The sequence below is a fragment of the Pseudomonas sp. ADAK2 TE3594 genome (genome assembly GCF_053628675.1).
The window spans coordinates 2,186,351-2,203,691 of the sequence record NZ_JBRJGV010000001.1 but is presented as its reverse complement, the minus strand read 5'-3'; the positions used below and the strand labels follow the sequence as shown (position 1 = coordinate 2,203,691).

The following is a 17,341-nucleotide window of genomic DNA, read 5'->3' as shown; positions in this document are numbered from 1 at the left end:
GCTGACCGGGTATTGCGGGTCGTTGAAGCGAGGGTTACAGCGGACGACCGATGGCGTTGCAGACGCTGGTGTTGCCGATGCTCAGGCCGCTCGAAGCGGTGACGAAGTTGTCACGTACGGCTTGTTTCCAGGCCGATGGCAGTGGCACGAAACGGTTGTTGGTGATGGCTGCGTCGTTGTTAAACGCAGCCGTAGCACCGTAGTGGCGGCCGAAGAAGGTGCGAACCTGAGAGGTCTGGGTCGCATCGGCGTAGCACTGGCTGAACACCAGGTTGGTGAAGCCCAGGATTGGGTAGCCGGTGGATGGGTAAGCCACGACACTTGGATCGGTCGGGCTGGTGGTAGCGGCGAACACTGGGACCCAGGCGTTAGGGTTGGTCAGGTTGGGAGCGACGGGCACTGGGACGGCAGCGATAGCGGTCGATACGTTGGCCGGCGCAGGCGAAACACCGGCAACCTTGGCGACTTTGGTGGCGTCGCTCAGGCCAGCCAGGGTAGTAGCGGCGTAGTCTGGGCTCATGTAAGTGATGCGACCTTGAGCGGCGTTCAGTGCATCCATCACGCCTTGGCTGGTGACCGCTGGAACGGCACCGGCCGGCAAGCCACCCGAGTAGCTGGAAGCGAAGTTGGTGGTGATGGCGAAGGTGCCGGTTTCAGCGCACTTGGCGTTCAGGAAGCGGGTGAACAGTTCGGTGGTGCCGCTGCTTTCGTTGCGGTAAACCACGTTGATCGCGCCGGTACGGCCGGAACCAGTGATCTGGCTCCAGTCGGTCAGACGGCCGGAGAACACGCCGCACAGTTGGTTGACGCTCAGATCAACGTTGGCAGTGCCGGTTTTGTTGAACGGAATGGCAACCGAAGTGGCCACCGAAGGCACCTGGATCAATGGACCCCAGGCAGCGCCGTGAGCCGATACATAGTTGCTCAATTCGGTAGCGCTGAGTTTGGAATCGCTTCCGGCCCAATGCACGTTTTTGCCGGTGGTGCCGGCCACGAACTTGGTGTAGTCGTTGTTCAGGAAGGCAGCCTTGCCGTTGCCGCTGCCGACACCGATGTAGGCGGCGAAGCCAGTGGTCAGTACGCCAGTGGTCTGGTACAGCGGTTGTGGCAGGGTCGCGCCACCACCGTTGATGTCAGCCATTGCAGCCTGTGCCGAGCACAGGGCAGCGAGGGTCAGGGATACCGCGAGAACGTTGCGCTTAAACATGAAGAGTCTCCTTTCATCGTGTTCGTACGTTGGGTGAGTTGCTCGTGCATGACGCCATGGCGCTCAAGTCCTGTGCCCGGAACCGCGTGGGTTGAACGGCGTATGGGGTGAGGCCATGGGTCAGAAGTTCGCAGCTTCCAGTGACAGATAAAGGAAAAAACCTCGGGAGCCGGGCGTTGATTTTTCGGCAAATTCTCGGGTGTTCGCGGGGGCTTTTCGCGGTGTTTGGCGCGAGACTTTCGTTGGTTTGGTCGAAGGTCGGCTGGAGGGCTTGATGGGTCGTTGCACATGACAGAACGACGAACCCGAGGATGGCTCGGGTGCTGGGGCGAGGCTTGAAAATAATTTCATGTGGAGAGAAAAGATCGCAGCCTTCGGCAGCTCCTACAGGTCTATCGCGATCTCCCTGTAGGAGCTGCCGCAGGCTGCGATCTTTTGATCTTGGCTTTATTATTTTTGATGCTTTCACTGCACCAACTGATTGATCTCGATGATCGGCAACAGCACCGCCATGACGATCACCAGCACCACCCCGCCCATGACCACGATCATCAACGGTTCCAGCAACGCGGTCATGCCCATGGCCCGGCGTTCGATGTCCCGGGACAGGGTTTGCGCGGCGCGTTCGAGCATCGGCGGCAACGAGCCGGTTTTCTCGCCGCTGGCGATCAAGTGAATCAGCACCGGCGGAAAGACTTTCTCGACCCGCAGCGCGGCGGCCAGGTTAACGCCCTCGCGAACCTTGGCCGTGGCGTCGCTGACGCTCAGGCTCAAGCGGTCGTTGGACAAGGTCTGGCGCGCCGCCTCCAGCGCACGCAACAACGGCACTCCGGCGCCGCTAAGAATTGCCAGGGTCGAGGCAAAACGCGCGGTGTTCAGCCCCAGCACGAACCGCCCGATCAGTGGCAAACTCAGGATTCGACTGTGCCAGCTCAAACGCGCCGCCGGGTTGCGCAAGTACAGGCGCCAACCCCAGAAACCGCCCGCCATCAGACTGAAACACAACCAGCCCCAGCCACGAATGAAGTCACTGGCGTTGAGCATCGCCAGGGTCAGCCCCGGCAGGTCTTGGCGCGCCTGGGAAAACGCGCTGACCACCTGCGGCACCACGTAGCTGAGCAGAAAGATCACGATGGCAATCGACACCAGCCCCACTACGCCTGGATAGATAAACGCGGTGAGAATCTTGCCCCGCAGGTTGTTGCGCTCTTCGATGTAATCGGCCAGTCGCTCCATGACCTGGGCCAGGTCGCCGGACTCCTCGCCCGCCGCAATCAACGCCCGATAGATCTCTGGGAAGTCTCGTGGTCGTGCCGCCAGTGCTTCGGCCAGGCGCATGCCGCCACGCACATCGGCGCGCACCGCGCTGAGGGTCTGGGCAATGTGTTTTTTTTCGGCTTGCTCTACGGTGGCGCTCAACGCGGCTTCCAGCGGCAGGCTCGCACCCAGCAGGCTCGCCAGTTGCCGGGTGGCCCAGGCCAGGTCGTTGTCCGAGAGTCTGGCGCTGAATAATCCGCCGCCACCGCCCGCCGGCGTGTTGCTCTCGGCTTGCACCAACAACGCCGTCAGGCCACGGCTGCGCAATACGCCGAACGCCGCGCTCTGGCTGTCGGCTTCCAGGTGGCCGGCCTCGATCTTGCCGTTGGCGTCGGCGGCTTCAAAACGGTAGCGGTTCATCAGGCGTCCCGTGTCACGCGAAGGATTTCTTCCGGCGCGGTGGCACCGCTGCGAACCCAGCGCTCGCCGTCTTCGCGCATGCTGAACATCCCGGCCTCGCGGGCGGCGGCTCTCAAGGCCTGCTCGCCGGCGCCCTGATGGATCAGCGTGCGAATGTCATCGTCGATGCAGAACAATTCGTGAATGCCGGTACGACCGCTGTAGCCAGTGTGGTTGCACACGGCACAACCAACCGGGCGCCAGGTGTCGGGCGCGGCCGGATCTTGCTGTTTGCAGTGCTGACACAAGCGCCGCACCAGGCGTTGCGCGAGCACCCCGAGCATTGATGACGCCAGCAGAAATGGTTCGACGCCCATGTCGATCAGCCGGTTGACCGCCGACACCGCGTCGTTGGTGTGCAGCGTCGCCAGCACCAGGTGCCCGGTGAGCGAAGCCTGCACGGCGATTTGTGCGGTTTCGAGGTCGCGGATCTCGCCGATCATGATGATGTCCGGGTCTTGCCGCAAAATCGCCCGCAGCGCCAGGGCGAAGGTCATGTCGATCTTGGCGTTGACCTGAATCTGGCTGATGCCCGGCAAGTCGTATTCCACCGGATCCTCAACGGTGAGAATGTTGCTGGTGCTGGCATCGAGCCGTGCCAGCGCGGCATACAGGCTGGTGGTTTTGCCGCTGCCGGTGGGGCCGGTGACCAGCACAATGCCATGGGGTTGGCGAATCAGATTGTCGAGTTTGGCCAGCACTTGCGGGTCCATGCCCAAGGTTTCCAGTTGCAGGCGCCCGGCCTGTTTGTCCAACAGGCGCATCACCACCCGTTCGCCATGGCCGGTGGGCACCGTGGAGACGCGAATATCGATCGGCCGCCCGGCCACGCGCAAGGCGATGCGGCCGTCCTGAGGCAGGCGTTTTTCAGCGATGTCGAGTTGCGCCATGATCTTGATCCGCGACACCAATGCGCCGTGCAGCGCCTTGCGCGGCGACACCACGTCCCGCAACGTGCCGTCGACCCGATAGCGCACCACCGAATGGCTTTCATAGGGTTCGATGTGAATGTCACTGGCCTCGTCCCGCGCCGCTTGCGTGAGCAAGGCGTTGATCATGCGGATCACCGGCGCGCCGTCCTGGGTGTCCAGCAGGTCGGTGATTTCCGGGATGTCCTGCATCAACCGGTCGAGATCGACTTCGTTTTCCGCCGCGCCGACCACCGCCGCCGCACTGCCGGTGTCGGCATAGGCACTGGCGAGCAAGCCGTCGAGTTCCTCGTCGCGCACCCGCTCCAGCCGCGCCGGGCCGAACTGACGCCGCACTTCACTGATCGACCAGCCCGGCGTCGACGGACACACCGTCAACACCGCGCCCTCCTCGCCGGTGCGCAGCAGGATCCGTTGGGCCTTGGCCCAGGCGTAGGGCAAAGCGCTCATACTGAACGCCCCTCGGTCCCTCTGGCGAGCGGGCTTGTTGCGGCGAGGGGGCTTGTCGGAACGCCGCACCGCCCCGTTGGGCTGCGAAGCGGCCCCCATACCTGAGCACTCAATTTTCCAGACACACCGCATTCTCCGGATTTACGACCGCTTCGCGGCCGAACGGGGGCAAGCCCCCTCGCCACAAAAAGTGCTGCGATTGTGTTCATTGGATCGGCACCGCGCGAATGGTCGCTCGCGGCTGCGCATTCGACACTGGCACACCCTGAGCCGCCGTCGGCAATTGCGGTGCCTGCATGTCCGGCATGGCCCAGCTGCGTTCCGGTTGCAGCCCGCCCTGGGCGCGGCGCATGAAGTCGTAGCGGTTGAGGGTAATCGCGCGTCCGGCGCCGCTGTCGCGAATGATGTACGGGCGCAGGAACACCATCAGGTTGGTCTTGGTGATCGCCCGGCGCTCATTGCGAAACAGCGCACCGATCCCGGGAATGCTCGACAGCCATGGCACCGCGTCGTTGCTTTGGCTGTAGCCGTCCTGCAGCAAGCCACCGAGCACCATGATCTGCCCGTCATCGAGCAGGATGCTGGTGTCGATCGCGCGTTTGTTGGTGACGATCCCGGCGGCGGAAGCGCTGTTGGACGCGCGCTCGTCGATGCTGCTGACTTCCTGATAGATGTCGAGCTTGACCGTGCCGCCTTCGGAAATCTGTGGCCGCACGTTAAGCTTCAAACCGACTTCTTCACGGGTCACGGTCTGGAACGGGTTGTTGCTGGTGCCGCCACCGCCGGTGACGTAGCTGCCACTGACAAAAGGAATGGTCTGGCCGACAAAAATACTCGCCGCTTCGTTGTCCAGGGTCAGCAGGTTCGGCGTCGACAGCACGTTGGTTCCGCCCTTGCTCTTCAAGGCGCGGGCGAGCACTTTCAGGTCGAGGATCTTGCCGATGCCGGGAATGTCCACCGTGCCGTTGACGTAGCCGAGGTTGAGGCCCTGGGGCAACACGTCAATGCTGGTCTTGCCGTTGGTATTGATCCCCGAGCCACCGAGGTTGGCGCCACCGATCACGCCATTGCCGCCCAGATTACCGGTCTGCCATTGCACGCCGAATTCACTGGCATCGTCTTCGCCGACTTCGACGATCAGGCTCTCGATCACCACTTGCGCGCGGCGCTGATCGAGCATGTCGATCACCTCACGCAGGTTGCGGTACACCGGTTCCGGCGCGGAAATCAGCAAAGTGTTGGTGGTGCCGTCGGCCTGGATGGTCACGCCGCCCGCACTGAAAGCCACGTTCTGTTCACTCTGCTGACCGCTGCCTGTCTGGCCACTTGAACCGCTGGTGCCCTGCCCATAACCGTTGCCGCCCGTGGTGCTGCCGGCCGACGTCGAGGTTTGCGTGCCGCTGCTGCTCTGGCTGCCGCTCTGCCCGTTCTGGCCACCGCTGGTGCTGCTGCCCATCGCGCTGAGCACCGAACGTGCGCCGTCGCTGCTGCCGCTGTCGCTTTCCCCGGTCAGCAAACCGCGCAGGGCCTGGGCCAGTTTGGCGGCTTGGGCGTTGCGCAGGTACACCACGTGCAGGTTGCTCGGGTTGCTCTGGGCGTTGTCGAGTTTGTAGATCAGGTTGCGTGCCAGCTCGGTGCGCTCAGGGCTGCCGGCACGGATGATGATCGAGTTGGAACGCGGATCGCCAATCACCGAAATCTTCTGCGTCGGATCGTTACCCGGCGCCTCCAGCAAGTCCGAGACCATGCCGGCGATGTCCGCAGCGATACCGTTCTGCACCTGCACCACATCAGTGTCGATGGCGCTCGGGCTGTCGATGCCCTGAATGATCTGCGCCACCCGCGCCAGGTTCTCGGCGTAATCAGTGACGACGATGGTGTTGTTGCCGGGGTAGGCGTTGATCGGATTGTTCGGCGACACGATCGGGCGCAGCACCGGAATCAGGTTCACCGCGTTTTCGTATTGCAGGCGAAAGGTGCGGGTCAGCATGCCGTTGCCGGCGGGTTTGTCGGCGCTGTAAATCGGCCCGCCGAGCAACTTGGCATCGGCCTCCGGCACCACTTGGGAAACCCCGCCGACATCGACCACGCTGAAACCCTGCATGCGCAGCGTCGCGAGCAGCATGTCGTAGGCCTGATGCGCCGGCACTTGCCCTTCGGAGACCAGCGTCAGGTTGCCTTTGACCCGTGGATCGACCAGAAACTGGCGACCGGTGGACCGCGACAATGCACGCACCACCGCCGGGATATCGACGTCGACAAAGTTCAGCGTCACCAGTTGGTTACCCAGCGGATTGCTCGCCGGTGCGCTACCGGCGGGCAGTGCATTGCTGCGGCCGGGGCTGCTGATTTTGTGCTGCACTCCCGGCGGCTGCTTCAACTGCGCCTGGTTTTTTTGTCGATCCGCCAACGCATCGCCGGTACGGTTGGTATCGGCCAACGGGCGTCCCAATTCGCTGTCCACCAGCAACGGCGGCTGTTGCGTCGTGGCGGTGTTGCTGCACGCACTCAGTGCCAGCAGTAAAAACGGCGCGGCCATGCGGCACTGACGCGCATACAGAGAACCTGACCACTTCATGAAGCTTCCTTAGCGCCAAGCGCCTGATCCATGCGAACGGTTCCGGACAGAGTGCCTGCCGTGTCATTGGGCAAAGGTTCGGCTGCGCGCTGCAAACGAACCTCGACCACCTCAAGGGAAAATTGCCGGGGATTGCCCAGCAACCAGCCGACCACGGCGTCTGCCGGGGCCTCGTCAAACGTCAAGCGCCAGGCTTGGGGGGTTGCGGTGTCCGGCGCCTGCAATTGGTAATGCCCCGTCAGGCCACTGGCTTCGAGGCTCTGGCGCAGGGATTGCTCGAGGCCCTGCGCGGTGGGTGGCCGCGCCACCTCACGCAGCAAGACTTCCAGTGCTTCGGCCTGGGAGCACAGCTTCGGCGTTTCGGCCTGCCAGTAATCGATCTTTTTCAGCGGCGGTTGAATCAGCAACAGCCAGGTCAACAGGCCTGCCAGCACCAGCGCCGTGCCAGCGACCATGCGTTTCTCGCGCAGGGCCAGGCCTTGCCAGATCACTTGGGCACGGGTTTTAAAGTGCTGCCAGCGCGCACGGTAAATCCCCAGGGAATAGTTACTCATCGTCGGCTCCGCTGGCGGTGTCTGCGTCGCTGGCCGCAGCCTCGGCGGCCGGGCGCAAGGCCCAGCCATCGTCGGTGGCGTTGATCGCAACGCCGGCCTGGGTCAACGCGGTTTGCCATTGCTTGTCGCTGCCGGTTTTGCGCGCATCGCTGAGCAAGCTCAGCTGCAACTCGCCCTGTTCAAACACCAGCTGTTGCACGCTGCCGGCGATGAAAGGCATGCCGCTGCCGGCCTGTAGCACCAGGCTGGCGAAACGCTGGGTCGGGTCGGTCGCGGCGCCGCTCTGGCGGGCGGCCAATTGCTGACGCGCTTGTTGCAGCGGATTGAGGATCACCGGCAGCTCGGGGAAGGCCTGCTTCACCCGTTGGTTCATGTGCGTCTTGAGTCGCTGGCCCTGCGTCGCTTCACGGGCGGCGTACAGATTCAGCCCCAAGGTCCAGACCGCCACGGCCATCGCACAAAAGGCCGCCGCCCGACCCCAGCCTGATTGACCGGCGCTGCGTTGTTGAATCCCGCCGTGCAAGCCCCATCCGGGCAAGGCACCGGTCCAGCGTTGTTCGGCGGGTAACGGCGTGACCGTCGTCTCTGGCAGCGCTTCGCCGATCCATTGCACGCTGGCGCCATGCTCCAGCAACAGATCACTCAACGCCTCGTCCACCGCCGGGTGTACGACCGCGTGCTGAAGGCTGTAACGCACCAATAGATGCCCGTCCCGAACGCAGGCCACCGGGCCATCCGCGACAGGCAAGCAGTACGCACCCGAGTACAAGCCGCGCAGGGTCAATCGCGCCATCCGCAGTAGCTGGCCGAACTGGCTCAGCCATTCCCGGGACAGCCACGCGATGTGCACGCGCCCCTGCTCGTCCCGTGGGCTGTGGGCACTGTGCATCTGCTCGCAGGCCCCGAGGATCAACGCCTGCGCCGCGCACTGCACCGCCGCCGTGGTTTTGCTGGCCGGCAAAATCGGCAGGTCGATACTCGCCAACAGGCTGTCCTGGGGGTGCAGAAAGAATGCAATCGCCGGGGTTTTTCCGCTCTGGCCCAATTGCAGCAAGGTACTTTCGCCCTCGCGGGTCACCTGCCCCTGACGGTCCAGCCAGGCGAATTGCAGCGGGCTGTCGAGGGTCAGATCAGCCAGTGGCGGCAAGGCGATGCGCAACTGACTCATACACCCACCCGTGACCAGATCACCTCGGGCAAGCGGTCTTCGCTGCGGTGCAGCAAGGCATCGAGGCTGACCCGACGCTGATCGTTGCGAGCCTTGCCACGCAGGCGGAACCAGTCGCTGGTGATCCCGACTTTGACGGTCGCCAACTCCAGATTCGGCATGCGCAGGCGGTTGACGAAATCCCCGCGATTGATGAACCACTGGCCGCCGTCACGCTCGGTGACCAAGGCCTGGGCGCGCTCTATCGACAGCCCCGGCACATAAGCGGCCAGCACGGGTGCGCTAGCGGTATTGCCGTTGAGCCAGGTATTGGCCGGGAGAATGGTCAAGTAAGGCGTGATCTTCGCCAGCAGCGCGTCATTCATGCCTTCGACACTGCGCAAATCGTCGAGGCTGCGCAGCATCGGGCGAGAGGGCAATTGGGGTTTGCGCGCGGCATTCGGCGAGGTATCGCGGCCGCTGTCAAAGCCGCTTTTGGGCGGTGCTTTGTCCGCCAACTCAGGGTTCAACAGACGTGGATAGGAGGCGATCACCCGCTGGATGATGCGTTGGCTCAGAGCCCCATTGACCCCGATCAACTGGCACAGGCGCTGAAAGTTCACCCGTTGTTCCTCGTCGATTCGTTCATTGGCGACCAGGTTGCGCAGGTTGAACTTGCCCTGCTCGTCTTCCAGCCGGCCTTCGAAGGGCAAATCACGACCGTCATCAGGCGCCATTACCAAGGGCTGCGCCCACGGCTGATCGAGACGGGTCAAGGGGTCACGCCGGCGCGCATCCCACAGCAGATGTCGGCTGATCTCGATGCCGCCGTGCAGCACCCAGGCACCCTGCACTCGCAACTGCTCAGCCTCGAGGCTTCGGGTAAACACCGTTTGCCGGGTGAGCATGCCGCCAGCAATCACTGCCACCACCGCCGCGATCAGCAAGGCACTGATGATCGCCATGCCGCGTTGCTTCGCCACTGCCAGCGAATAGGCTTTCATGACCGCGCTTACAACTGCCAGGAGCCGATATCGGCATTCACGCCCTCGCCGTCCGGCTGGCCGTCGGCACCGAGGGAGAAGATATCGACTTCGCCATTCGCGCCAGGATTCAGATAGTTATAGGGACGGCCCCACGGGTCATTCGGCAGGCGTTCCAGATACGAACGCCAGTTGCTGTTCTTGGCGTCCGCCGGGCGCTCGACCAGCACTTTCAAGCCCTGGGTCATGTTCGGATAGGTGCCGTGGTCCAGGCGATACAGCTTCAAGGCTTGCATCAAGCCGCCAATGTCCTGTTTGGCGGCCGTGGCCCGCGCCTGGTCCGGACGGTCCAGCACCTTGGGCACCACCATCGCCGCCAGAATCCCGAGAATCACTACCACCACCATGATCTCGATCAAGGTGAAACCTTGCTGCCCCCGAGGCAGGCGGGGCTGCTGATTCAGCAACTTGAAGCGCGCGATATCCATCTCGACATTCCCTGGCTTGATTCGATTCGACGCGCAGTGTTGCAAGAAGATATGTCAGTGATGTTGAAATTCCTCGGGAGCTTTGGTCGTCAAGCCGTCAAGCCCGGACGCTACCGTCAAGTGCTGTCCAGACTGCCCGAGCGCCTGATGCAACGCCCTTCCCGAGAAGCCGGTTTTACCTTGATTGAAGTGTTGGTGGCGCTGGCGATCATTGCCGTCGCGATGTCCGCCGCGGTGCGGGTGGCCGGGTTGATGACCCAGAGTAATGGCCTGTTGCGCGACAAATCCATCGCGCTGCTGGCGGCCCAGAGTCGTCTGGCCGAGCTGCGCCTGGAGGGCCGTTTGCCGCTGGGGGCGAAAGCGATCGAATGCGATCAGGGGCGGTTGCTGTTGCGCTGCGAACAAGCCATTGGCAATGCGCAGAATGGCCGATTGTTGCGGGTCGATCTGCAAGTGTTCGACCGCAGCCGCGAAGCACCGCCACTGGCCCGACTCGATACCTTGCTCAGTCGGCCAATCACCAAATAAACGCGATCCCTGTGGTTTCAGGGTTGGGTCAATACGGGCAGCGAAGGTGAGTCCGGCAATTTGTCGAGCTCCAGCCGGGTTTGTTCGGTGCCGCGTTCGATCACCACGGCGTCGCCGTCGATGGCCACGACTTTCACCCCTTGGCTCACGCGCTCGCCCACCAGAAAGCTGCGTGGCGGGCCATCGTTGAGGCTGAGGATGGCCACGGCGCCACGGCTGCCCGCCAGTACGCCGCCGACTTTGATATCGACCGGCGCCGGTTGGTTGGAAAACCATTGCAGGGCCGTGTTGTTGGAGCGCTCGGCAATCAATTGCGGCGCCGCCTCCGGGGTTCGCGATTCGGCCGAGGTGAGCAGCAGCGATGACCAGGTGACGACACCGGCCAGGGTCGCCAGCAAGGCAACAGCCTGCACGCACTGTGCCGGGGAAAACCGATCGGTGAACGACATGGGCTGAATCTCCTTTTAGTCCCTGCCCTGAGCCTACCGCTTAATTCTCACGTTTTTATTTCACACACCCATCATCTTTGCCGTGCAGGATAAAAACCGACGCAAAGGAGCGCGCAGTCGATGAATGGCTTCAAACAACAGGGCTTTACCTTGATCGAGTTGATGGTGGTGCTGGTGATCATCGGCATCGCCAGCGCGGCGATCAGCCTGAGCATCAAACCGGACCCGTTGCATTTGCTGCGCAAGGACGCCGAACGTGTCGCGCAACTGCTCCAGGTGGCCCAGGCCGAAGCCCGCGCCGATGGGCGGCCGATCACCTGGCTGGCCGATGCCAAGGGCTTTCGTTTCAGTCGCCGCAATGACCAGGACAAAGGCTTCGATCACTTCAACAACGACCCACAACTGCGCCCCCGCCCCTGGCAAACGCCGGGGCTGGAAGTGCGCGTGGAGCCCAGGCAAAAAGTCGTGTTGAACGCCGAGTGGATCAACCCGCCCTTGCAGTTGAAGCTGTCGGACGGGCTCAACAGCATCAGCGTGCAACGCAATGCCACCGGCCAGGTGAGCGTCCAATGAAAGCCCAACAAGGTTTTACCCTGATCGAAGTGATGGTCGCGATCATGCTCATGGCCGTGGTCAGCCTGATTGCCTGGCGTGGCCTGGACAGTGTCACCCGTGCCGACGCTCATTTGCAGGCCAGCACCGAACAGACCGAAGCCCTGCTGCGGGCGCTGAACCAACTGGAGCGCGACGTCGCGATGCGCGCCAGCATCGAGCTGTCCGAGCCGGTCAGGCCCGGGGCAGACGACGAACCGCCCAGCGCCCCGCCTGCGCTGACCGTGCGCAGCACCGATGGCAAAGGCTTTCGTCTGGACGTGATCCGTGTCGCGCCCAACCAGAATGGCGAGTTGCAACGCGTGCGCTGGTGGCTCAAGGGCGACACGCTGTACCGGGCTCAGGCGCCGTCGCGCAGTCAGTATCCGCTACCGGCCCCTACCGGCGGAGTTGCCGTGCTCAATGACGTCAGCGAAACCGCGTTGCGGGTGTGGGAGGTGGACAAGGGCTGGAGGAAACTGAGCGGTAACCGGCGGGAGAATCCACTGGGGATCGAGATCAATCTGACGCGGCAGACGCCTCAGGGGGTTGAGCAGTATCGGCAGGTGTTGGGACCGTTGGAGTGAGCCAGAAAGACCGCGTTATCGTTCATCGCGGGCAAGCCCGCTCCCACAGGGTTATCGGTTAGCCGCAATATTTGCAGACAATACACATCCACTGTGGGAGCGGGCTTGCCCGCGAAAGCGCCAGCCGGAACACTCCATAACCTCAAGCCGGTCCCTAACTGAGCACCACCACCCCACCCGGCAATTCAGTGCATTTGGCCCCATACGCATCGCGGATCAACAACGCCACCCCCGCCAATTGATCCAGGCTGAAACGTGCCTGGACCTTGCGCTTGCCCAACTCGCTGTTGAGCAACAGCAACATGCCGGGGCGGTAACGGTTGATCTCGTCGATCACCGTCGACAGCGTGGCGTCGTTGAACACCAGTACTTGCTGGCGCCAGGCAATCACCGCCGAGGTGTCCACTGCTTGCGGCGTGCCGACTCGCTGGGCGTCATAGGTCAGTTGCTGACCTGACTCCAGGCGAATGCTGCGCCCCTGCACATCAACCAGCAAGGCACCGTCCAGACAGGTAACGCATACGCTCTGATCGGTGTTGCGCAGATTGAACCGCGCCTGGCTCGCACTCAACCACCCTGCCCCGGCCTGAACCTTGAGCGGCGCCTGAGCACGGGTCAGGACCTCGACTTCGCCACTGACCAGTTCGAAATCGGCACTGTCACGGCGGTTGATCCGCGTCTGGGTATTGAGTTCCAGGCTCACGCCGTCCGCCAGATCGACCCGCCGCTGTTCGCCAACTTGCGTGATGTAGTCAGCGCCCAGCCCGGAAAAACCGCCGGGCACGGTGCCACGAATCAGCAAGAACGCCGCGGACGCTGCGATGGCGCCGCCAAGAAACGCTCGACGGCCCAGAGGCCGCGGCGCTTGCAAACCTTCGGCGGCGGGCTGCAGCTGCTGCCACAACAGCTTGCTTTGCTCGAAGGCGCGGGCGTGTTCGGGGCTTTGCGCGCACCACTGGCGCAAGGCGCGGGCATCGGCGGCGGTCGCCCGGCCCGAGGTCAAAAGGATCAACCAGTCCTGGGCTTCACTTTGCAGCCGGTCCTGGGGTGTCGCCTCAGGGAATGACATACGGAAGATGTTCAAGCGCGGGGGTACTCACGGATTAATCTGGACTCTTCTATCAAGACGGTTTTCCCGCGCCGGGACCGAACCGCTGAATGACTTTTCTTTCCAGGCGCGCGGCGCAATGACCCAAGGCCGCTTTGATTTCCTTCTCGACCATCCGTGTCGAAATGCCAAAACGCTGGGAGATTTCCAGGTGCGGCGCCTCTTCCAGACGCGCGGCGATAAAGATCTTGCGCCGACGCGCCGGCAGTTCGTACAGCGCTTTGAGCAGCGACTGAATTTCCTTCTGACCGCCCACCACCCGTGCCGGGTCGAGCGCTTCGTCGGACACTTGCAACAGCTCCTCCACCTCGCTGCCGGTCAGCAACCGGGCATCCGACTGGCGCCGGTCGGCAGCAATGTTCAGGGCCATGCGATAGAGGTAGGCATTGGGTTGCGCGATGTTCGGCGGGGCTTCCATGCGGTCGACCCGCAGGTAGGTTTCGTGCAGGACGTCGTTGGCCAGATCCTCCGAACCGAGGCGCCTGCGCAAGCGCACCTTGAAATCGTCATAGGACGTCAGGAACAGCCTGACCATCGAACTTTGCCCGGTGTCTTTCATCCCCCGGAAACTCCTTCCCATTGTGTGCATTCCATGCGTTTCCCTGACGATTCCGGTAGCAAAAGCAGCGTGACCGGCTGACCTAAGGAGCTGGGCGCCGGGCGTTCTATTCTGAGGTTGCGTAAACTTTCCACCAACGCCGAGTCGCGCTGAACATCACCTGTGGAACTGACCAGGCGGCTGTACTGCACCACACCGTCACGGCCGATCCACAGTTGCAACAACGCCCGAAAACTGCCCGGGCGGGTCAACGGCGAGCGGCACAAGCGACGTTCGAGCGCCGATTGAATCGCCGTCGCATAACTGCCGCCCGCAAGCGGCGCATTGTTTGCGACTGTGCCTGACACCGAGGGCACCTCGGCGACCTGCGCCACCTGCAAGGTGAAGGCATCCGCTCTGGCATACCGCGCCATCAGCCCGCTGCCACTGAGCATCAGGCTCAACGCATCGGTAGCATTCAAGTGTCCTTTCACGGCGACCGAACGACGACCGCGGGTCAGCTGGCGATCCACCAGCACCGCCATGCCAGTGGCGCGACTGAACCGCTCAAGCGCGCTGGCCAATGCCTGGGCCGGGATGTCCAGTTCCAGCGGTGTGCGTGGGTCGACCGGACCTGCGGACACCGCCGATGACATCAACCAAAACAGCAACGCCAGGCAAGCCTGGCGAACGTGAGTCATTAAAAACTGGCGCCCGTCCCTGGCTCTGCCTCGCTGCACGGCTGACGTACCCCTGAAAACCGTCATCCTGAGGGCTGTATATGAACCTGATGTGACGGCCGGTGCAAAAAAACCATCACGCGCCGTTCAAGCGCATTGCTCTAGACTCACGTTCCAGAGCGGCCCCATTGTGGCCGGCCAGGAGGCCTTCAATGAAACATCTATCGAGCCTTGCAGCGGGCGTGCTGCTGAGCGGGCTGTCGCTGGCTCACGCCGAACAACCACAGGGCTGCGTTGAAGTGACGGTCGGTGGCTACAAGGCGCCGGACTACAACTGCCTCAGCCAGCAGATGGGCAACAACCCGGCGGGTACCACGGCGGAGCAGAAAAATCAGCAGGCGATGAACGTGCCTATCAACAAGCGGCCACCCCATCAGTTGGGCCTGGCCACACCGGCCGCCACCAGCACGCGCATGGGCAATACCTTTGGCACATCGGTGAAACCGCAGCGGCCGGCGCCGACGACTGCAACTTCACCGCTGCTTAACGGCAGGTGATCAGCCACTGCAGACGAAAATCCTGTAGGAGCGAGCGGTGCGGCGATCCGACTTGCCCGCGAAGAATGCACCGCGGTTTTCAGGTATTACGCGTCATCGTTCTTCGCGGGCAAGCCTCGCTCCTACAAGGTATCACTGGGCGTTTGCCGAAAGCTCACCGCCAGGCGATTCCAGCTGTTGATGGTGCTGACAGCCATTGTCAGGTCGACCAGTTCACCTTCGCTGAACTGCTCTCGGGCCAGTGCGTAAACGTCGTCCGGCACGTGGCTTTGCGAGAGCAGGGTCACCGCTTCGGTCCAGGCCAGGGCCGCGCGCTCCCGAGGGTTGAAAAAGTTGCTGTCGCGCCAGACCACGATCGCGTACAGCCGACGGTCGCTCTCACCGAAGCGGCGCGCGTCCACGCAATGCATGTCGGTGCAAAAGGCGCAGCCATTGAGCTGCGAGGCGCGGATTTTGATCAGGTTCAACAAGGCCGGCTCGATGCTCAGGTCGCGGGTCAAGGCCTCCATGGCGATCATGGCTTTCATCGCTTTGGGCGATGCGCTGTAGTAATCCAGACGGGAGTTCATGGCGCGACCTCGTGGATCGGATAGGTGACTCCAAGGTAGAGGCTCATCCGCGAGCGTCACAGGTCCAATTCGTCGAAAAAACCATGGACCGCCCGGCAGCAGGCCAATCGCAGGTTTTTCGCCCACGCAACTTCTGCGCAGCCGTTCATGCGGGTAATCTGGCGCGACGCACAGTCGCCTCAACCGCCCAGGGAGCCCCGCCGGTATGGAACTTCATGTTGTCATCAACGGCCGCAAGGACCTTACAGGCCAGTTGTACCGGCAACTTCGCGACGCCATTGAATCCGGTCGCCTGACAGCCGGGACGCAGCTGCCGCCCAGCCGCTTGCTGGCCGAACAACTGGGGATTTCGCGCAAGACCATTTCCGACACGTATGCGCAACTGACCTATGAGAACTTCCTCACCGGGGTGATCGGCAAAGGCACTTACGTCAATGCCCGGGCGGCGAAAATCGTCCACAAGCAGAGCCACTCGGAGCTGGCGAGCTTTGAGGTCATCGAACGCTGGCGCAACCTGCCGACATTCTTGCGCCACCCGACGCTGGAAGGCTCGTTGCGTTACGAGTTCATTGGTGGCGCCACCAGCAAGGGCCAGTTTCCGCAGGACGATTGGCGCCGCTGCACCTCCCATGCCTTGCGCCAGATTGCCGGTTCCAAAGGTTTCTACAGCCAGCCCGAAGGCCTGCCGGCGCTGCGCAATGCGGTCGCACGGCACATCGCGTTTTCACGCGGGGTCAATTGTCAGGACGAGGACGTGGTGGTGTGCAACGGCGCGCAGCAGGCGCTGGACCTGATTTCCCGGGTGCTGACCCAACCGGGCAGCCTCGTGGCCATGGAAGACCCCGGTTACCCGCCGGCGCGTCTGTTGTTCGGGAGCCATGGCGCAACGGTGGTCGGCGTGCCGGTGGATGCGCAAGGCATTCAGGTCGAGCACATTCCCGACGGCACCCGGCTGATTTACGTCACCCCGTCCCACCAGTTTCCCTTGGGCATGCCCCTAAGCCAGGCCCGCCGCGAAGCCCTGCTCGCCAGGGCCTATGAGCTGGGGGCGATCATCATCGAAGACGACTACGACAGCGAATTCCGCTACGAAGGCCGGCCCACCGACTCGCTGCAAAGCCTGGATCAGCGCGGCATCGTCGCCTACGTCGGCACTTTCTCGAAGACCTTGTTGCCGGAGCTGCGGCTCGGCTACGCGATTTTGCCGCCGGCGATTCTCGAAGCGGTGATCCGCGCCAAGCAGCTCACCGACCTGCATACCTCCACCCTGCCCCAATGGGCGCTCGCCAAGTTCATCGCCGAGGGCTGTCTGCTCAAGCACATCCGGCGCTGCCATACGATTTACGCCGGGCGTCGTGAACGGATCCTGGCGCGCATGGCGGGCGACCTTTCGCCGTGGTTTGAAGCGGTGCCGACCACGGCCGGTTTCCACATGGCAGTGCTGTGTAAGGTGCCGGTCGATATTCCATTGGTGATCGAATTGGCAAGAAAAGTTGAAGTGGGGCTCTATGCACTGGACAGCTTTTTTTACCAGCAGGCGCCGCGGGCCGGGCTTTTCCTGGGGTTCGGCGCGATCGAAACCCTGGACATCGATATCGCCCTGGACCGCTTAAGGGACATTTTGCAGCAGCTCGGCTGAGGGATTGGTCTGTGGCTTTATCCGGCGATTGGCTATTGGCGGT

General features: G+C 62.8%; 17 protein-coding genes and 1 pseudogene. 5 read left to right on the top strand and 13 right to left on the bottom strand.

The genetic code is table 11. The features are described from left to right. Positions 1-34: 34 nt before the first annotated feature. The 8 genes from AB7M22_RS10140 to gspG all read right to left on the bottom strand — a co-directional run bounded on the left by AB7M22_RS10140 (position 35) and on the right by gspG (position 10,052). The gene (locus AB7M22_RS10140) at positions 35-1,207 is read right to left on the bottom strand and encodes a substrate-binding domain-containing protein (RefSeq protein ID WP_454186156.1); all 1,173 of its coding nucleotides are present in this window, start codon (positions 1,205-1,207) and stop codon (positions 35-37) included. Between the two features lie 465 nt (positions 1,208-1,672). Beyond that, a complete protein-coding gene (gene gspF, locus AB7M22_RS10135) occupies positions 1,673-2,884 on the bottom strand; it encodes a type II secretion system inner membrane protein GspF (RefSeq protein WP_454186155.1) in 1,212 nt (403 codons plus the stop codon). Further along, complete coding sequence (gspE, locus tag AB7M22_RS10130) at positions 2,884-4,302, bottom strand: type II secretion system ATPase GspE (protein ID WP_454186154.1); 1,419 nt, start codon at positions 4,300-4,302, stop codon at positions 2,884-2,886. The genes gspF and gspE overlap by 1 nt, the downstream gene beginning before the upstream one ends. A 205-nt stretch (positions 4,303-4,507) precedes the next feature. Next, positions 4,508-6,880: a type II secretion system secretin GspD gene (gspD, locus tag AB7M22_RS10125; protein ID WP_454186153.1), complete on the bottom strand. Its 2,373-nt coding sequence runs from the start codon at positions 6,878-6,880 to the stop codon at positions 4,508-4,510. Next, positions 6,877-7,434 (bottom strand): type II secretion system protein GspM, encoded by a 558-nt coding sequence (gene gspM / locus AB7M22_RS10120; protein WP_454186152.1) that lies wholly within the window; start codon positions 7,432-7,434, stop codon positions 6,877-6,879. Before gspM ends, gspD begins: the two co-directional genes overlap by 4 nt. Then, entirely contained in the window at positions 7,427-8,602 is a 1,176-nt protein-coding gene (gspL, locus tag AB7M22_RS10115) for a type II secretion system protein GspL (protein ID WP_454186151.1), read from the bottom strand. The genes gspM and gspL overlap by 8 nt, the downstream gene beginning before the upstream one ends. Beyond that, positions 8,599-9,585: a type II secretion system minor pseudopilin GspK gene (gspK, locus tag AB7M22_RS10110; protein ID WP_454186150.1), complete on the bottom strand. Its 987-nt coding sequence runs from the start codon at positions 9,583-9,585 to the stop codon at positions 8,599-8,601. Before gspK ends, gspL begins: the two co-directional genes overlap by 4 nt. A gap of 8 nt (positions 9,586-9,593) precedes the next feature. After that, positions 9,594-10,052 (bottom strand): type II secretion system major pseudopilin GspG, encoded by a 459-nt coding sequence (gene gspG / locus AB7M22_RS10105; RefSeq protein WP_007901208.1) that lies wholly within the window; start codon positions 10,050-10,052, stop codon positions 9,594-9,596. Positions 10,053-10,199: 147 nt separating this feature from the next. Between gspG and gspI the strand changes: the two genes are divergently transcribed. Further along, the gene (gspI, locus tag AB7M22_RS10100) at positions 10,200-10,580 is read left to right on the top strand and encodes a type II secretion system minor pseudopilin GspI (RefSeq protein WP_032835548.1); all 381 of its coding nucleotides are present in this window, start codon (positions 10,200-10,202) and stop codon (positions 10,578-10,580) included. Positions 10,581-10,597: 17 nt separating this feature from the next. On the opposite strand, the gene AB7M22_RS10095 is transcribed toward gspI, so the two are convergent. Beyond that, on the bottom strand, positions 10,598-11,029 hold the full coding sequence (locus AB7M22_RS10095) for a type II secretion system protein N (RefSeq protein ID WP_454186149.1): 432 nt from the start codon (positions 11,027-11,029) through the stop codon (positions 10,598-10,600). 120 nt (positions 11,030-11,149) lie between these two features. Here AB7M22_RS10095 and gspH point away from each other — a divergent pair, with 120 nt between their 5' ends. Together gspH and AB7M22_RS10085 are read left to right on the top strand one after the other, a co-directional pair. Next, positions 11,150-11,602, top strand: a complete 453-nt coding sequence (gspH, locus tag AB7M22_RS10090; protein WP_454186148.1) for a type II secretion system minor pseudopilin GspH — start codon at positions 11,150-11,152, stop codon at positions 11,600-11,602. Continuing rightward, the gene (locus AB7M22_RS10085; RefSeq protein ID WP_454186147.1) at positions 11,599-12,207 is read left to right on the top strand and encodes a prepilin-type N-terminal cleavage/methylation domain-containing protein; all 609 of its coding nucleotides are present in this window, start codon (positions 11,599-11,601) and stop codon (positions 12,205-12,207) included. Before gspH ends, AB7M22_RS10085 begins: the two co-directional genes overlap by 4 nt. A 154-nt stretch (positions 12,208-12,361) precedes the next feature. On the opposite strand, the gene AB7M22_RS10080 is transcribed toward AB7M22_RS10085, so the two are convergent. Genes AB7M22_RS10080 through AB7M22_RS10070 form a run of 3 tightly spaced genes read right to left on the bottom strand, consistent with a single transcriptional unit; the run spans position 12,362 to position 14,554 of the window. Next, the gene (locus tag AB7M22_RS10080; RefSeq protein WP_454186146.1) at positions 12,362-13,291 is read right to left on the bottom strand and encodes a FecR family protein; all 930 of its coding nucleotides are present in this window, start codon (positions 13,289-13,291) and stop codon (positions 12,362-12,364) included. A 37-nt stretch (positions 13,292-13,328) separates the two neighbouring features. Then, the gene (locus AB7M22_RS10075; RefSeq protein WP_007901197.1) at positions 13,329-13,874 is read right to left on the bottom strand and encodes an RNA polymerase sigma factor; all 546 of its coding nucleotides are present in this window, start codon (positions 13,872-13,874) and stop codon (positions 13,329-13,331) included. Next, complete coding sequence (locus AB7M22_RS10070; protein WP_454186145.1) at positions 13,871-14,554, bottom strand: STN domain-containing protein; 684 nt, start codon at positions 14,552-14,554, stop codon at positions 13,871-13,873. The genes AB7M22_RS10075 and AB7M22_RS10070 overlap by 4 nt, the downstream gene beginning before the upstream one ends. 191 nt (positions 14,555-14,745) lie before the next feature. On the opposite strand from AB7M22_RS10070, the gene AB7M22_RS10065 reads away from it, so the two are divergent. Then, positions 14,746-15,090, top strand: coding sequence for a hypothetical protein (locus tag AB7M22_RS10065; RefSeq protein ID WP_454186144.1), 345 nt, complete (start codon positions 14,746-14,748; stop codon positions 15,088-15,090). A gap of 299 nt (positions 15,091-15,389) precedes the next feature. Here AB7M22_RS10065 and AB7M22_RS10060 read toward each other — a convergent pair. Beyond that, a pseudogene (locus tag AB7M22_RS10060) lies at positions 15,390-15,617 on the bottom strand (carboxymuconolactone decarboxylase family protein); the annotation flags it as partial. Positions 15,618-15,864: 247 nt separating this feature from the next. On the opposite strand from AB7M22_RS10060, the gene pdxR reads away from it, so the two are divergent. Beyond that, positions 15,865-17,298, top strand: a complete 1,434-nt coding sequence (gene pdxR / locus AB7M22_RS10055) for a MocR-like pyridoxine biosynthesis transcription factor PdxR (protein WP_454186143.1) — start codon at positions 15,865-15,867, stop codon at positions 17,296-17,298. Positions 17,299-17,341 lie beyond the last annotated feature (43 nt).

What these genes read in the sequence shown, in the direction of transcription:
- AB7M22_RS10075 (WP_007901197.1), bottom strand. Translation starts at nt 13,874, where the DNA reads ATGAAAGACACCGGGCAAAGTTCGATGGTCAGGCTGTTCCTGACGTCC.
- AB7M22_RS10065 (WP_454186144.1), top strand. Translation starts at nt 14,746, where the DNA reads ATGAAACATCTATCGAGCCTTGCAGCGGGCGTGCTGCTGAGCGGGCTG.
- gspK (WP_454186150.1), bottom strand. Translation starts at nt 9,585, where the DNA reads ATGAAAGCCTATTCGCTGGCAGTGGCGAAGCAACGCGGCATGGCGATC.
- AB7M22_RS10085 (WP_454186147.1), top strand. Translation starts at nt 11,599, where the DNA reads ATGAAAGCCCAACAAGGTTTTACCCTGATCGAAGTGATGGTCGCGATC.
- gspH (WP_454186148.1), top strand. Translation starts at nt 11,150, where the DNA reads ATGAATGGCTTCAAACAACAGGGCTTTACCTTGATCGAGTTGATGGTG.
- gspI (WP_032835548.1), top strand. Translation starts at nt 10,200, where the DNA reads ATGCAACGCCCTTCCCGAGAAGCCGGTTTTACCTTGATTGAAGTGTTG.
- gspF (WP_454186155.1), bottom strand. Translation starts at nt 2,884, where the DNA reads ATGAACCGCTACCGTTTTGAAGCCGCCGACGCCAACGGCAAGATCGAG.
- pdxR (WP_454186143.1), top strand. Translation starts at nt 15,865, where the DNA reads ATGGAACTTCATGTTGTCATCAACGGCCGCAAGGACCTTACAGGCCAG.
- AB7M22_RS10095 (WP_454186149.1), bottom strand. Translation starts at nt 11,029, where the DNA reads ATGTCGTTCACCGATCGGTTTTCCCCGGCACAGTGCGTGCAGGCTGTT.
- gspE (WP_454186154.1), bottom strand. Translation starts at nt 4,302, where the DNA reads ATGAGCGCTTTGCCCTACGCCTGGGCCAAGGCCCAACGGATCCTGCTG.
- AB7M22_RS10070 (WP_454186145.1), bottom strand. Translation starts at nt 14,554, where the DNA reads ATGACTCACGTTCGCCAGGCTTGCCTGGCGTTGCTGTTTTGGTTGATG.
- gspL (WP_454186151.1), bottom strand. Translation starts at nt 8,602, where the DNA reads ATGAGTCAGTTGCGCATCGCCTTGCCGCCACTGGCTGATCTGACCCTC.
- gspG (WP_007901208.1), bottom strand. Translation starts at nt 10,052, where the DNA reads ATGGATATCGCGCGCTTCAAGTTGCTGAATCAGCAGCCCCGCCTGCCT.
- AB7M22_RS10140 (WP_454186156.1), bottom strand. Translation starts at nt 1,207, where the DNA reads ATGTTTAAGCGCAACGTTCTCGCGGTATCCCTGACCCTCGCTGCCCTG.
- gspD (WP_454186153.1), bottom strand. Translation starts at nt 6,880, where the DNA reads ATGAAGTGGTCAGGTTCTCTGTATGCGCGTCAGTGCCGCATGGCCGCG.
- gspM (WP_454186152.1), bottom strand. Translation starts at nt 7,434, where the DNA reads ATGAGTAACTATTCCCTGGGGATTTACCGTGCGCGCTGGCAGCACTTT.